The organism is Kaistia sp. MMO-174 (assembly GCF_037147815.1).
GTDB lineage: Bacteria > Pseudomonadota > Alphaproteobacteria > Rhizobiales > Kaistiaceae > Kaistia > Kaistia nematophila.
In genome coordinates this window covers 113,508-128,529 of sequence record NZ_JBBCUO010000002.1, presented here as the reverse complement: position 1 = coordinate 128,529, position 15,022 = coordinate 113,508, and the positions used below count along the sequence as shown (strand labels likewise).

Genomic DNA, 15,022 nt, shown 5'->3' with positions numbered 1-15,022 from the left:
ACAGGCCTTTTGACAAGGAAGCCCCTCACCCCGCCCTCTCCCGCAGGCGGGAGAGGGAGTCCCTCCGCCTGCGCGCGATCGTGGGCAAGGAAGCCGGCAGAAAGCCCTCGCCCGCTTGCGGGAGAGGGTTGGGTGAGGGTCTTGCGGACTATTCCTCCAGCGCGTCGATCATCGGCTGGGTGATCAGGCAGATGCCGTTCGCGGTTCGCATGAAGCGCTTGGCGTCGAGCTCGGGATCCTCGCCCACCACCAGCCCTTCCGGGATCTGCACACGCGCATCCACCACCACGTTGGAGAGGCGCGCCGAGCGGCCGACGTCGACATAGGGGAGGATCACGCCGTTCTCGATATGCGAATAGGAATTGCAGCGCACGCCGGTAAAGAGCAGCGCACGCTCCAGCGAAGCGCCGGAAACGATGCAGCCGCCGGATACCAGCGAGGACAGCGCATAGCCGCGCCGGTGATCCTCGTTGTGGACGAACTTCGCCGGCGGCGTGACCTCGCTATAGGTCCAGATCGGCCAGTTGCGATCGAACAGGTCGAGATCCGGCACGATGCTGGTCAGGTCGATATTCGCTTCCCAGTAGGCGTCCACCGTCCCGACATCGCGCCAGTAGCTGACCGATTCCTGGGTCGAGCGCACGCAGGAATTCTCGAAGTGATGCGCGACCGCCTTGCCGTTCTTGACGATGTTCGGAATGATGTCCTTGCCAAAGTCGCGGCTGGAATTCGGATCGTTGGCGTCGCGCTCCAGTTCCTCGATCAGGAACTTGGTGTCGAAGACATAGATGCCCATCGAGGCCAGCGCCTTGTCCGGCTTGCCGGGCATGGCGGGCGGATCCTTCGGCTTCTCGACGAACTGCAGGATGCGGTCCGTCTCGTCGACATGCATGACGCCGAAGCCGGTCGCCTCCATGCGCGGCACTTCGAGACAGCCGATCGTCACGTCGGCGCCGGAGTCGACGTGCTGCTGCAGCATCAACTCATAGTCCATCTTGTAGATGTGGTCGCCGGCGAGGATGACGAAATACTTGGCGTCATAGTCCTTCAGGATGTCGAGGTTCTGGTAGACGGCGTCGGCCGTGCCGCGATACCAGGCGTCCTCGGAAACGCGCTGGCTGGCCGGGAAGACGTCGAAGATCTCGTTGCGCTCCGGGCGGAAGAAGTTCCAGCCACGGTTCAGGTGGCGGATCAGGCTGTGCGCCTTGTATTGCGTGGCGACGCCGATCTTGCGGATGCCGGAATTCACGGCATTGGAAAGCGCGAAATCGATGATGCGCGACTTGCCGCCGAAATAGACAGCCGGCTTGGCGCGCCGATCCGTCAATTCCATCAGGCGGCTGCCGCGTCCACCCGCCAGCACGAAGGCCATGGCATTACGCGCAAGAGGCGCGTTGGTCTGCGGCCGTTCCATCCTTTGTCCCTCCAAAACGCTCGTTGCCCTGCAGTGTTTTTGTCAAACCAAGCCCCCGCGCCGCAGCCGGCCTATGGATCGAACTCGAAGAAGACGGTCGAGAGCGGGGGAAGGACCATTGTGGCCGAAGCCGGAAAACCATGCGCCGGCACCGGGACGGCCTCGACGGCGCCCAGATTGCCCTTGCCGGAGCCGCCATAGATCTCGGCGTCCGAATTCAGGATCTCGCGCCAGCGCCCGGCTTCGGGCACGCCGACGCGGTAGAAATCGCGCACCACCGGCGTGAAGTTGGAGACGACGAGAACCGGCCTGTCGCCCGGCGCGCCGAAGCGCAGGAAGGCGAAGACCGACTGTTCCTTGTCGTCGGCGACCACCCAGCGGAATCCCTCGCCCTCGCAATCGCGCGCATGGAGGGCCGGATGCTGCCGGTAGGCATGGTTCAGGTCGCGCACGAAGTCGCGCAGGCCGGCATGGGCCGGCTCTGCCAGCAGATGCCAGTCGAGGCTCTGGTTGAAGTTCCATTCGTTCTGCTGGCCGAACTCCTGGCCCATGAACAGCAGCTTCTTGCCGGGGTGCCCCCACATGAAGCCGTAATAGGCGCGCAGATTGGCGAATTGCTGCCAGCGATCGCCCGGCATGCGACCGAGGATCGAGCGCTTGCCATGCACGACCTCGTCATGGCTGAGCGGCAGGACGAAATTCTCCGAGAAGGCATAGAGCAGGCCAAAGGTCAGCTTGTCGTGGTGGTAGCGGCGATGGATCGGCTCGAGCGACATGTAGTCGAGCGTGTCGTGCATCCAGCCCATGTTCCACTTGAAGCCGAAGCCGAGGCCGTTTTCATGCGCCGGGCGCGACACGCCGGGCCAGGCGGTCGATTCCTCGGCGATCGTCACCGTGCCGGGATGCTCGCCATAGCAGAGCTGGTTGACGCGGCGCAGGAAGGCGACGGCATCCTTGTTGTCGTTGGTGCCATCCGGGTTGGGCAGCCACTCGCCGGCCTTGCGGGAATAATCGAGATAGAGCATCGACGCGACGGCATCGACGCGCAGGCCGTCGACATGGAAGCGATCAAGCCAGTAGAGCGCGCTGGCGGCGAGGAAGTTCGCGACCTCGGCGCGGCCGAAATCATAGATCGCCGTGTTCCAGTCAGGATGAAAGCCGCGGCGCGGATCGGCATGCTCGTAGAGCGGCTTGCCGTCGAAATGGGCGAGGCCGTGCCGGTCGGTCGGGAAATGCGCCGGCACCCAGTCGAGGATGATGGCGAGGCCCGCCTGATGGGCGCGATCGACGAAGCGGGCGAAGCCTACGGGATCGCCATGGCGGCGCGTCGGCGCAAACAGCCCGATCGGCTGGTAGCCCCAGCTGTCGTCGAGCGGATGCTCGCTGACCGGCAGCAGTTCGAGATGGGTGAAGCCCATCTCGACCGCATAGGGGATCAGCCGGTCGGCGAGTTCGTCATAGGTGAGGAAGGCATTGCCGTCGCCGCGCTGCCAGGAGCCGAGATGGACCTCGTAGATCGCCATCGGCTTCCGGCGCGCCTGCCCCTCTTCGCGCTGGCGCAGATAGTCATCGTCGCGCCAGCTGAAATTGTCGGTCCGCGCCACGATCGAGGCGGTCGAGGGCCGCAATTCGCCGGCGAAGCCGACCGGATCGGCCTTGAGCGGCTGCACGATGCCGTCGGCGCCGACGATCTCGTATTTGTAGATCTCGCCCTCGCCGAAGCCGGGCGCGAACAACTCCCACAGCCCGCTGTCGACGCGCTTGCGCATCTGGTGGCGGCGGCCGTCCCAGCCATTGAAGTTACCGACGACGGAAACGCGCTGCGCGTCGGGCGCCCAGACGGCGAAATGCACGCCATCAACGCCCTGATGATGCAGCAGATGGGCGCCGAGCTTGGCGTAGAGCTGTCGGTGGGTGCCCTCGACGAGCAGATAGTCGTCGGTGGCGCCGAGCACGCCGGCGAAACTGTAGGGATCGTAGAAGGTCCAGCCGCCGCCGGCATTCTCGGCGCGGAGGCGATAGCCGAAGCGTTCGGACCGGCCGGGAATCAGTCCCTCGAAGAAGTCCGTCCCGGGCCGCCGCTCCAGCGGCGCGACCCGCCTGCCGTCGAGATCCTCGACGGCAAGCGTCTCGGCATGGGGCACGAAGGCGCGGATGACGAGGCCGTCAGCCGTTTCGTGCGGCCCGAGAAGGGCAAAGGGATCACCATGGCGCGCGGCAATCAGGGCTTCGACATCTGCACCACTCGCACGCCAAACCGACATCGCGTCTCCGTATGCCCTAGCCTGCCGGCCGGACGGGTACGTTCCAGATCTCCTTGGCGTATTCCGCGATGGTGCGGTCCGAGGAGAACCAGCCGACCCGAGCCGTATTCAGCAGGCTCGCCTTCCACCATGCTGCTCTGTCGAGCCACAGCGCGTCAACGTCTCGTTGCGCGGCATAGTAGGAATCGAAGTCGGCGGTCACCAGGAAGTAGTCGTGATGGCGCAATGCCGTTGTCAGCGCGGCGAAGCGGCCGGGCTCGCCGGGCGAGAAGATGCCGCTCTCGATCGCCTCCAGCACGTCCGCCAGCATGCGGGACTTCGCGATCGTGTCGCTGGCGTCGATGCCGGCGGCGCGGCGGGCCGCGACCTCCTCGGTGGTCAGGCCGAAGATGAAGATGTTGTCGTCGCCGACGCGCTCGTGGATCTCGACATTGGCGCCGTCGAGGGTGCCGATGGTGAGCGCGCCATTCAGCGCCAGCTTCATGTTGCCGGTGCCGGACGCCTCCATGCCCGCCGTCGAGATCTGCTCGGACAGGTCGGCGGCCGGGATGATCATCTCGGCGAGGCTGACATTGTAGTTCGGCAGGAACACGACCTTGAGCAGGTCGCGCACGGTCGGGTCGCTGTTCACCACCTGCGCCACGTCATTGGCGAGCTTGATGATCAGCTTGGCCTGGTGGTAGCTCGCCGCCGCCTTGCCCGCGAAGATCTTTACGCGCGGCACCCATTCCTTGTGAGGCTGGGCGCGCATCGCCTGGTAGAGCGCGATCGTCTCCAGGATGTTGAGCAGCTGGCGCTTGTATTCGTGGATGCGCTTGATCTGCACGTCGAACAGCGCGTTCGGATTGACGCGGATGTCGAGCCGGTCGCGGATCAGCTTGGCGAGCGCCACCTTGTTGTTGCGGCGGACGGCGCCGAAGGCGTCGTGCAGCGCCGTGTCGCCGACATGCGGCTCGAGCCGGTCCAGCACAGTGGCATCGTCGAGGATCTCCGGGCCGCAGGTGTCGACGAGGATGCGCGTCAGGCCCGGGTTGGCCTCGTGCAGCCAGCGCCGGAAGGTGATGCCGTTGGTCTTGTTGTTGACGCGGCCCGGGTAGACGAGGTCGAGGTCGTGGAAGATCGTCTTCTTGACCAGGTCGGAATGCAGCGCCGAAACGCCGTTGATCGAATGCGAGCCGATGAAGGCGAGATGGCCCATGCGCACGCGCCGGCCATTGTTCTCGTCGATCAGCGAGACGGAGGAGAGGAAGCGGTCATTCGATTCGGGCAGCTTCTTCGCCTTTTCGAGATGGATCGCGTTGACGAGGTAGATGATCTGCATCTGGCGCGGCAGCAGCCGCTCCAGGAGCGGCACCGGCCAGGTTTCCAGCGCCTCGGGCAGCAGCGTGTGGTTGGTGTAGCCGAGCGTGCGGACGGTGATGTCCCAGGCCTCGTCCCACGGGATCTCGCGCAGGTCTACGAGGATGCGCATCAACTCGGCGACGGAGATCGCCGGGTGGGTATCGTTCAGCTGGATCGCCACCTTGTCCGGCAGCGAGCGGATGTCGCCATAGGTGCGGGTATGGCGATGGATCAGGTCCTGCAGCGAGGCGGAGACGAAGAAGTATTCCTGCCGGAGGCGCAGCTCCTGCCCGGCCGCGCTCTCGTCGCTCGGATAGAGAATCTTGGAGATCGTCTCGGCCCGCACCTGCTCGACCAGCGCGCCGATGTGATCGCCGGAGTTGAAGGCGTCGAGGCGGAGCGGGTCGACGGCGCGCGCCGACCAGAGGCGCAGCGTGTTGACATGGCGGCCGCGCCAGCCGGGGATCGGGGTGTCATAGGGCACCGCCTCGATCGTCTCGGCCGCGTGCCAGACATAGCGCGCGACGCCGGAGGGCGTCATGATCGCCTCGACCGAGCCGCCGAACTGGATGTCGTAGACGACCTCGGGACGCTCGAACTGCCAGGGATTGCCGAAGGAGAGCCAGGTCTCGGGATATTCCTGCTGCCAGCCGCCCTTCACCACCTGGCGGAACAGGCCGTGGTCATAGCGGATGCCGTAGCCATAGGCCGGGATCGACAGCGAGGCCATCGAATCCATGAAGCAGGCGGCGAGACGGCCGAGGCCGCCATTGCCGAGCGCCGCGTCCGGCTCGACGGTGCGCAGCCGCTCCATGTCGACGCCGAGATCGCCGAGCGCGGCGCGGAACGCCTCGGTCAGGCCGAGATTGTTCATCGCGTCGAATAGTAGCCGGCCGATCAGGAATTCGAGCGACAGGTAGTAGACCCGCTTGCGGCCCTCGGCATAGGTCGCCTTGGAGGAGGCGATCCAGGGATCGACCATGCGGTCGCGCACGGCGAGCGCCGTCGCGACGAACCAGTCGCGGTCGCTGGCGGTGACGGCGTTCTTGCCGACAGCATAGGTGAGCTTGGCGTTGATGGCGTCGCGCGCGGCGGCGATCTGGGCCTCCGTCGGCGTGGCGGCGGGACTCCGCGCCGGCTCCACCGCCTCGGCATCCTCGGTCGATATCGACATGGTAGCGTCTTGCATCGATAGGCCTCGTCGTGGCTCGCCGCGTCCTGCCTTGCACCCGGCCCCCGGCGAACGCTCGGGCCAGGCAGAATTCCATGCAACAACAATGCCGGATCGAACTGCCCCGCCGGATTCAACCATAAGGGCGCAAAACGGAACCGCATTGCTGCGGCACCTTATGCCATAGTCCGTTTCGGCAAGACGACAGCCTATTTTTCAGTCATTCGGCCGGGAGCCCTTGGCGCGGGCGCCGCTCAGGCATCGCGCATCGAGCGATGCACGATGATGCGATGGCCGTCGACCGAGAGGCGGCCTTCCTTGATCAGGGCGCGAATCTGCTTGTTCACGGCCTCGCGGCTCGCGCCCAGCATCTGCGCCAGCGTGCCCTGGGTCAGGTCCAGCTCGACCACGGCGACATCGCGCTCGATGCGGCCATGGATGAGAGCGAGCTGGCGCAGGAGCACCAGCAGGCGGTGGCGCAGGTCGGTGAACACGGCGCGGTTCACCTGCTCGTTGGTCTGGCGGAGCCGCTCGCAGAGGCTCAGGATGATCTGGCGCTGCAGCTGGCTGGAAGTGTCGAGCAGGTTCAGGAAGGGCTGGCGCGGCACGAAGATCAGCTTCGTCTCCGTCAGCGTGGCCGCGCCGGCGCTGCGCGGCAGGCCGTCGATCAGCGCGATCTCGCCGATCACCTCGCCTTCCTCGAACAGCTGGATCGTCAGTTCGCGGCTGTCGTCCGCCGTCAGAAAGATGCGCACGATGCCGTCGACGACAGAATAGAGCCCGTCCGATTCGTCGCCCTGGGAAAACAGCACCGTATCGGCGGGATAGGTCGTGACGCGGGCGATCTGCGCCAGACGCGTCAGATCTTCCTTTTCGAGGCCGTTGAAGAAGCTCGTCCGACCGAGCCAGGAAACAATCTCGCCGACCTGCACCCTGCCCTCCGTCGTGATCTGCGTACTACCCTGATGCGTTGTGTAACGGATAGCATTCAATTCGCCTCATGACGAGGGAAGTGAAGCCCGCCCCTCACCGCGCTTCAGCAATTCGCGGAACAGCGACCGCCGCCACGATTGCAGCGCCCGCTCGCCGGTCTCCATCGCCATCACCATGTCGCCGCTGATCAGCAGCCTGGACATCGAGCGGAAGCGCACGGGAGCCAGCCCGCCCGCGAGCTCCCGGCAGCGCCGGTCGTCATAGAGCCCGGCCGCGAGGTCGAGCGCGGCGACCAGCGCCAGGCGCGTGCCGGAACGGCGGACGAGATCTTCGAGCGCCTGTTCCTCCGCCGCGCCCTGCAGCCGGCGCGCCGCCTGCAGCACGTCGATGACCAGCCGCAGCAACTCGAAATGATGCGAGCTCGCAGCGTGGACGCCGGCGATCGCGAGCCGCGTCGAGGAACGCGCGGCCTCGGCCGGATCGCCATGCGGGCAGAGCTCGGCAAAGCCGAGCGAAAGCTTCGAGCGAAGGCCGGGCGCGTGGACCAGGTTGCCCTGGATCTCCAGCATCAGCCGCTTGTGAACCGCATGGAACCACTTGCGCTCCATCTGCTCGTCGTCGCGCTGGTCCGGCCACAGTTCGAACCCTGAGGCCGCCACCACGGCCTCGACCGCATCGAGGCTCTCGACCGGGATGATCAGGTCGATGTCGCTGGTCGGCCGCAGCACCGGGTCCGGATAGATGTTGTCGGCGAAATCATGCCCCTTGATCAGCAGCGCCGGCTGGCCTGCCGCGCGGAGCGCCGTCGACAGCCCCTTCGCCTCGGCGCGCAACTGCATGTTGAACGCGATGCCGCTGGCGAAGCGGCCGGCGAAATCGTCGCGCACGGGGCGAAGCTCGGTGCTGGAAAGCATCGGCCGAAGCTTACGCAAAACCGCGGGAAGCACACCATGCCGCTCGGCCTGCGACAGTAGCAGGCCGGCCCGTTCGCGGGTGAGCGTCATCGGGGCGAGGGTCGATTCCGGGTCCGCGAGTTCGATCAGCAGGCGGCCATCGGCGCGCGACAGACGACGCGGCGTCCCGCCCGGCGGCGGCGCGGTCTCAGCGGAATCGACAGCGGACATACAATCCTCATTGCATCGGCAGACAAGCCGGACGGACACCGCCGCCCGGATGAACAAAGGGCGATGCCTCCGCACCGCCCATCATCCCCTGCATATTCAGGACGGCCAACCGGCGTCGAGCGACGCACGGCTCAGCCGAAACGGGATCCGCCTACGGAGGCGGCGCATTGCCGGACGTGGCGGCGACGATCATCGCCACGCGTTCGCGCTTCAGCAATTTGGGCTTCTCATACGTCTTCTTCATTCCATATTCCCTGCTGACTATCTTTGAATCGATCGGACGAAGCCGCCGTTCGGTTAGCCAACCGCAAGCCGCACCTCTGGTCAAGCACACCTGGTTCGGCTATCCCACGTTTCGCACCAGCCAAGAGAGAGACTTCCCGTGTCCAGAATTGAGCCGAGCGCCGTTTGGGCGCTTCATGAAAACACGAGCTTTCAGCCGCTCGGCGACGGCGAAGGCGGCGTTCTGCTCGACACCGTGTCGGGCCAGCTCTTCACCTGCAACGACACCACGGCCGCTTTCCTGTCGACCGTCGACGGAACCCGCAATTTCGCCGGCATCCTGACGGAGCTGGAAACCGTGTTCGACGTCGACGCCGACATGCTGCGCGACGACATGTCGGATCTCGCCAACCATCTGGCCTCCGAAGGCCTGATCGTTCGCGTCGACAAGTGACATCCGGCAGCGTCCTTCGCCGGGCGATGTTCCGGGTCGAGATGTGGTTCTGGGCCCGCACCCTGCCGCTCCGCTGCCGAAAGTCCCGTGATTTCGCCGACATCATGAAGATCGCCGATGCCGGCGCCGATCGACGCTACCGCGGCCTCGCGCCCGCCTATATAGCCCACCGCGCCAAGCGCGCGGCACGGCGCCCCTGGGTGATGCGCGACCGCCGGTGCCTGCGCGAGGGCATTCTCGCCTATCGCTTCCTGACGCTCGCGGGGATCCCGGCCGCCATGCATTTCGGCGTCGACCGCAAGAGCATCGGCAGCGCCAGGCTCTCCGCCCATTGCTGGGTCGTCGTCGACGACAAGCCCCTTCTCAATCCGCCGGAACCATCCATGGTGACGGTTTTCATCGAAAAGAACCGCGCCGGATCCGCCTGATGCACAAGACCCGTTTCGTCATCCCCGGCCTCGCCTTCAACGTGATCGCCGAGCGCGAGGGACTGGGCGCGCCGATCTTCCCGCAGCTTGCCGGCTTCGAGCAGGCGGAAGGCCCGGTCGCGCACGAAATCCTGGTCCGCGAAGCCGCGGGCGACGACATCGCCACCGAGGGCGAGTTGATCTGGTCCGGCACGCTGATCGACGGCCTCTATGCCGAGATCAGCGCCAATGGCGACCGCCAGCAGTTCCGCGTTCCCGGCAAGCTCTCGATCACAGAGGAAATCGGCCGCGCACAGACCGAGGTTCAGGTCACGGCCTCGGCCGAGCAGCCGTTCCGCTCGATGGCGGGCGCGGTGCTTCTCGACATGGCGCTGCGCGGGCACGGCCTGATGACGATCCATTCCGCGTCGCTGATGCTTCCCGGGCGCGACGAACTCATGCTGCTGTTCGCCCCGAGCGGCTTCGGCAAGACCACGACCTCACTCGCGCTGGCGCTCGGCGGCTACGGCCATATGGGCGATGACGTTGTCATCCTGCGCCAGGAAGGCGTGGAACTGTTCGGCTGGGGCATGCCGCGCACGCTGAAGGTGCAGCGGCGGACGGCGGCGATGTTCCCCGAAATCGCGCCGCATCTCGGCGCCTTCGGCGGCGAGGAGGACGAGGCGCCGCTGACGCGCGCCGCGCTCGCCGAATTGCTGCCGCTGCCCGATGCCTCGAAGGGATACCGGATCGGCGCAGTCGTGGTCGTGGGTCCGCGCTCGGAAGGCGAAGCGAGCCTGAAGCGCCTCTCCAAGGCCGACGCGCTCACCGTGATCCTCAGTGACAATATCGGCCTGCTCGGCGGCGGCGTGCCACGCGCGCAGCAGGAGTTGTTCCGGATGCTGTCGAAGCTCGTCGGATCGACGCCGACCTTCCGCCTCGATGCCGGCACCGAGCCGCGCCGCATCGCGCCGGCCTTCGACAAGGCGCTGGGCATCATCCACGAGGCGATGGCGGGCTGAGGTTTGGAGGCTCGGAGAGCTGGCTGGCCCCTCCTTCGGGGCCCGGCTGCGCCGGGCACCTCAGGATGATGGTCGTGGCTTGGATGGGGCCGGGAGCTTTGGCGCCCGGCAAGCGCCCGACGTCCCGCCGTTCCTGACTTTCGCTGCACCACCCATCCGGCACGCCCTAGGCGCCTGAACTCCCCGGCCATCATCCTGAGGTGCTTCGCGCAGCGAAGCCTCGAAGGAGGGTCCAGAAGTCTCTCCTGTCGACCTCCGCCTAGCCGGTCGCTTCAGCCGCCGGGCCGCCCAGCATCCGCCGCACCAGCAGGTGGCCGAGCGCGCGCGGCTCGGTCTCGGCGACCAGCGCCAGCTTGCTGGAGACGGCGAGCGTCGAGATACCGTGCAGGCCGGCCCACATGGTGACGGTCGCCGCCTGCCGCGCCGCGGCGGAGGTGTCCGGCATCAACGGACCGAGCGCCTCGGCGACGAGCGAGATCAGGGCCGCGAGCTTCGGCCGATACCAGTCCGGCAGGTCCTCGCCCTCCGGCAGGCGATGCTCGAACAGCAGGCTCCAAAGGCGCGGGCGGCTCTCGACGAAATCGAAATAGGCGTCCACCAGCCGTTCGGGTCGCCGCGCCGGTTCCGCCCTTGCCGCCTCGACCAAAACCAGCGCGAGAGCGTCGAGCGTCGCCGCGTTCACCTGGACGATGAGGTCGTCGAGATTGGCGAACAGATTGTAGATCGTGCCCGGCGCATATCCGATCCGCTCGGCGACCCGGCGCACCGTCAGGCCGCGCAGGCCCTCCTCCACCACGATCGCGCGCGCCGCCTCCAGCGCCAGATGCTTCAGCTCTTCGGGGGCATGGTCGCTGCGACGTGCCATCTCGCCTCCTGACAGGCTCTTACCCGGCGCATGCTCTCGCCGGCCCGTTCCGTAGCACATATTGAACATCGTTCAAAACGCTGTTATGAAATTGAACATCGTTCAATTCATGCGACTTGCGAGTCGCCGCGAACAGGCCGAGGTTTGACGCCATGGACGCTTCCGCAAAGACATCCTCGCCCGAGGCATCGTTGCCCGCCCACTCCCGGGCCGGCTCGCCGCCGCTCCTGAAAACGCCGGGCTTCCTGCCCCTCTTCATCGTGCAATGGTTCGGCGCCTTCGCCGACAACGCCCTGAAGAGCGCCTTCGGCTTCATGGTCGCCTATGGCGGCGCGGAGCTGTTCGGCCTGTCGCCGCAGGTGGCGGTAACGCTGGGCGGGGCGGTGTTCATGTTGCCCTTCTTCCTGTTCTCGGGCGTGTCGGGCCGGCTTTCCGATACCGTCGACAAGATGCTCGTCGTGCGCTGGACGCGGGTGGCCGAGGTCGGCCTCGCGATCCTCTCCTCGATCGCCATCATGATCCACTCCGCCCCGCTCGCCCTGCTCGGCATGTTCCTCTACGCCGTGCAGTCGACCATCTTCGGGCCGGCCAAATATTCGATCCTGCCGCAATTCGTCGGCCGCGACCGTCTGGTCGCCGCCAACGCGCTGTTCGAGGGCTCGACCTTCGTCGCCATCCTGCTCGGCACCCTGTTCGGCGGCCTCAGCGTCGGCCTCGGCGGCAAATGGGTGGCGATCGTCGGCCTCGTCTCCGTCGCGCTGGTCGGCGCGGTCGCCGCCTTCTTCGTGCCCTCCGCGCCGCCGGCGCCGAATGCCGGCACGTTCCGCTTCTCGCTCGTCGGCTCCAGCCGCGACGCCTTCGCCGCCATCCGCCGCAAGCGCTCGCTGTTCCTCGCCGTCTCCGGCATTTCCTGGTTCTGGATGATCGGCCTGATCGTGATGTCGGTGTTCCCCGACTTCGCAAAGTCGACGCTCAAGGTCGACGAGATCGTCGCCAACCTGCTGGTCGCCGCCTTCGTCGTCGGCATCGGACTCGGCTCGGCCGCGACGGCCAAGCTGCTCGCCGGCCGGATTTCGGCCCGCCACACGCCGATCGGCGCGCTGGTGATGGCCGGCTTCATGGTCGACCTGTCGCATTCGGCCAGCGCGCTCGGCATGGTCGGCGCCGGCGGCGCGCTCGATTTCGGCGCTTTCATAACCTCGGCCGCCGGCATCCGCGTGCTGGTCGACCTCGTCGGTGTCGCCTTTGGCGGCGGGCTCTTCACCGTGCCTCTCTATGCGCTGCTGCAATCGCGCGCCGAGGAGCACGAGCGCTCCGCGGCCATCGCCGGCAACAACATCATGAACGCGGCCATCATGGTGCTCGGCACGGTGGTCGCCGCCGCCCTTCTCGCCGCCGGCGTCACGACGCTGCAGCTCCTGTTCTGGCTCGGCCTCGCCAACATCATCGCTGCCATCGTCTGCCTGAAATTCGTCCCCGACGAACTGGTCAAGGCGATCGGCCACCGTATCTTGCAGATCCTGTTCCGCGCCCGCGTGAAGGGCCTGGAGAACTATGGCGACGGCGAGGATGCGGCCGTCGTCGTGGTCAACCACACCTCCTTCATCGACGCCGTGCTGATCGGCTGCCTGCTGCCGGGCAAGCCCGTCTTCGCCATCAACAAGTACATCGCCGAACGCTGGTGGGTGCAGCCCGCCTTCCTGTTCTTCGACCTCGTCCCCGTCGACCCGACCAGCCCGTTCACCGTCCGCAGGATGGTCAAGCTGGTGAAGGAAGGCCGCCGGCTGGTGATCTTCCCGGAAGGACGCATCACCGTCACCGGCGCGCTGATGAAGGTCTATGACGGCCCGGCGATGATCGCCGCGCTCGCCGACGTGCCGATCATCCCCGTCCGCATCGACGGCGCGCAATACACGATCTTCTCGCGCCTCAAGGGCAAGGTGCGGCGCCGGCTCTGCCCCGACATCCAGATGACGGTGCTGCCGTCGCGGCGGATCGAGCTGACGCCGGGCCTGGTCGGCCGCAAGCGGCGGCACGAGGCCGGCCATCACCTGCAGGCGATCATGACCGAGATGGTCTATGCGACCAGCCCGGCCGCCGAGACGCTGTTCGCCACGCTGCTGCGCGCCCGCCACATCAACGGCAAGCGGCCGATCCTGGAGGACGTCACCCGCGCGCCGATCGGCTACACGCAGATCCTCCGCGGCGCCTTCGCGCTCGGCAAGTCGTTCGCCAGGCTTTCGGCGCCGGGCGAGCGGGTCGGCGTGCTGCTGCCCAACACGCTCGCCGCCGTCGTCACCTTCTTCGCTCTGCAGGTGACCGGCCGCATCCCGGCCATGCTCAACTTCTCGGCCGGCCCGGCCGCCGTCGACGCGGCCCGCAAGGCGGCCGAGGTCAAGCTGGTGCTGACCTCGCGGCAGTTCATCGAGAAGGGACGCCTGCAGCCGCTCGCCGACGTGCTCGGCCAGAATGCCCGCCTCGTCTATCTCGAGGACCTGCGCGGCGAGATCGGCCTCGCCCGCAAGCTGTTCGCGTTTGCCGGGGGCATCGCGCCGCGCTTCGTCTCCCGCACCGCCTTCCAGCGCCCGACCGACCCAGAAGCCGAAGCCGTGGTGCTGTTCACCTCCGGCTCCGAGGGCACGCCGAAGGGCGTCTCGCTCAGCCACCACGCCATCCAGGCGAACCGGCAGCAGATCGCCAGCGTCATCGACTTCTCCGGCGAGGACATCGTCCTGAACGCGCTGCCGCTGTTCCACGCCTTCGGGCTGACGGCGGGCTGCCTGCTGCCGCTCTTCTCCGGCGTCCGGCAGATGCTCTACCCCTCGCCACTGCACTACCGGATCGTGCCGGAGATGGCCTATGACGTGAACGCCACCATCATGTTCGGCACCGACACCTTCCTCGCCGGCTATGCCCGGATGGCGCACCCCTACGACTTCTATTCGATCCGCTACGTGTTTGCCGGGGCCGAGCGGGTGAAGCCGGAGACGCGCCGCGTCTGGTCGGAGAAGTTCGGCATCCGGCTGCTCGAAGGCTATGGCACGACCGAGACAGCGCCGGTGATCTCGATCAACACGCCGATGGCCAACCGCCCGGGCTCGGTCGGCCGGGCGCTGCCGGGCATAGAGACCCGGCTGGAGAAGGTCGCCGGCATCGAGGAAGGCGGCAAGCTGCTGGTGCGCGGCGCCAATGTCATGCGCGGCTACTACCGCGCCGAGGCGCCCGGCGTGCTGGAGCCGCCGGTCGACGGCTGGTACGACACCGGCGACATCGTCACGCTCGACGACGGCTTCATCACCATCTCCGGCCGGGCCAAGCGTTTTGCAAAAGTCGGCGGCGAGATGGTGTCGCTGGCGGCGATCGAGACGCTCGCCGGCGAGTTCTGGCCGCACCACGCCACGGCGGCCGCCGCCGTGCCGCATGAGCGCAAGGGCGAGGAGATCGTGCTGGTGACGGAACGGCCGGACGCCGATCTCGCCGAGTTCCAGCGCTTCGTCCGTGGCCGCGGCCTGTCGGAGATCATGCTGCCCCGCACGCTGCTGTTCGTGGAAAAGCTGCCGCTGCTCGGCTCCGGCAAGGTCGACAACGCCGCCGTGACGGACATCGCGGTCAAGGCGAAGGCGCCGCAGCCGGAAGTGGTGGCGGTGGAGTAGCCAGCAAGCCCCTCACCCCAGCCCTCTCCCGCAGGCGGGAGGCGAGTCCGGACGCAGGTGGCGGAGATGCGCGGCGCCGATGAAGGCCGCAGGAGGAAAAGCCCTCGCCCGCTTGCGGGAGAGGGTTGGGTGAGGGGTTTGCCCCTCTCGTA

Annotated in this window: 10 protein-coding genes; 4 read left to right on the top strand and 6 right to left on the bottom strand. The window is 66.9% G+C overall.

Annotated elements, in window-relative coordinates:
* Window positions 1-148: 148 nt before the first annotated feature.
* From glgC to WFK98_RS06565, 5 genes are all read right to left on the bottom strand, one after another.
* A complete protein-coding gene (gene glgC, locus WFK98_RS06585; protein WP_266339987.1) occupies window positions 149-1,414 on the bottom strand; it encodes a glucose-1-phosphate adenylyltransferase in 1,266 nt (421 codons plus the stop codon).
* Window positions 1,415-1,485: 71 nt separating this feature from the next.
* Window positions 1,486-3,678: a 1,4-alpha-glucan branching protein GlgB gene (gene glgB, locus WFK98_RS06580; RefSeq protein WP_336799694.1), complete on the bottom strand. Its 2,193-nt coding sequence runs from the start codon at window positions 3,676-3,678 to the stop codon at window positions 1,486-1,488.
* Window positions 3,679-3,694: 16 nt separating this feature from the next.
* Complete coding sequence (locus WFK98_RS06575; protein ID WP_336799693.1) at window positions 3,695-6,193, bottom strand: glycogen/starch/alpha-glucan phosphorylase; 2,499 nt, start codon at window positions 6,191-6,193, stop codon at window positions 3,695-3,697.
* A 251-nt stretch (window positions 6,194-6,444) separates the two neighbouring features.
* Window positions 6,445-7,182, bottom strand: a complete 738-nt coding sequence (locus tag WFK98_RS06570) for a Crp/Fnr family transcriptional regulator (RefSeq protein ID WP_266339984.1) — start codon at window positions 7,180-7,182, stop codon at window positions 6,445-6,447.
* A gap of 6 nt (window positions 7,183-7,188) precedes the next feature.
* Window positions 7,189-8,247 carry a nucleotidyltransferase family protein gene (locus WFK98_RS06565; protein WP_336799692.1) on the bottom strand — a complete coding sequence of 353 codons (1,059 nt, stop codon included), beginning with the start codon at window positions 8,245-8,247 and terminating at the stop codon, window positions 7,189-7,191.
* Between the two features lie 382 nt (window positions 8,248-8,629).
* On the opposite strand from WFK98_RS06565, the gene WFK98_RS06560 reads away from it, so the two are divergent.
* From WFK98_RS06560 to WFK98_RS06550, 3 genes are read left to right on the top strand one after another with little or no spacing between them, the layout of a single operon-like run.
* Complete coding sequence (locus WFK98_RS06560) at window positions 8,630-8,923, top strand: PqqD family protein (protein ID WP_266339982.1); 294 nt, start codon at window positions 8,630-8,632, stop codon at window positions 8,921-8,923.
* A complete protein-coding gene (locus tag WFK98_RS06555) occupies window positions 8,920-9,351 on the top strand; it encodes a lasso peptide biosynthesis B2 protein (RefSeq protein WP_336799691.1) in 432 nt (143 codons plus the stop codon). Before WFK98_RS06560 ends, WFK98_RS06555 begins: the two co-directional genes overlap by 4 nt.
* Entirely contained in the window at window positions 9,351-10,352 is a 1,002-nt protein-coding gene (locus WFK98_RS06550) for a hypothetical protein (RefSeq protein ID WP_336799690.1), read from the top strand. Before WFK98_RS06555 ends, WFK98_RS06550 begins: the two co-directional genes overlap by 1 nt.
* A 259-nt stretch (window positions 10,353-10,611) precedes the next feature.
* On the opposite strand, the gene WFK98_RS06545 is transcribed toward WFK98_RS06550, so the two are convergent.
* Window positions 10,612-11,217, bottom strand: a complete 606-nt coding sequence (locus WFK98_RS06545) for a TetR/AcrR family transcriptional regulator (protein WP_336799689.1) — start codon at window positions 11,215-11,217, stop codon at window positions 10,612-10,614.
* Window positions 11,218-11,408: 191 nt separating this feature from the next.
* On the opposite strand from WFK98_RS06545, the gene WFK98_RS06540 reads away from it, so the two are divergent.
* A complete protein-coding gene (locus WFK98_RS06540) occupies window positions 11,409-14,870 on the top strand; it encodes an acyl-[ACP]--phospholipid O-acyltransferase (protein ID WP_336799688.1) in 3,462 nt (1,153 codons plus the stop codon).
* The last annotated feature ends 152 nt before the right edge of the window (window positions 14,871-15,022 follow it).

Coding starts and splice junctions, on each gene's coding strand:
- glgC (WP_266339987.1), bottom strand. CDS start 1,414: ATGGAACGGCCGCAGACCAACGCGCCTCTTGCGCGTAATGCCATGGCC.
- WFK98_RS06575 (WP_336799693.1), bottom strand. CDS start 6,193: ATGTCGATATCGACCGAGGATGCCGAGGCGGTGGAGCCGGCGCGGAGT.
- WFK98_RS06545 (WP_336799689.1), bottom strand. CDS start 11,217: ATGGCACGTCGCAGCGACCATGCCCCCGAAGAGCTGAAGCATCTGGCG.
- glgB (WP_336799694.1), bottom strand. CDS start 3,678: ATGTCGGTTTGGCGTGCGAGTGGTGCAGATGTCGAAGCCCTGATTGCC.
- WFK98_RS06550 (WP_336799690.1), top strand. CDS start 9,351: ATGCACAAGACCCGTTTCGTCATCCCCGGCCTCGCCTTCAACGTGATC.
- WFK98_RS06565 (WP_336799692.1), bottom strand. CDS start 8,247: ATGTCCGCTGTCGATTCCGCTGAGACCGCGCCGCCGCCGGGCGGGACG.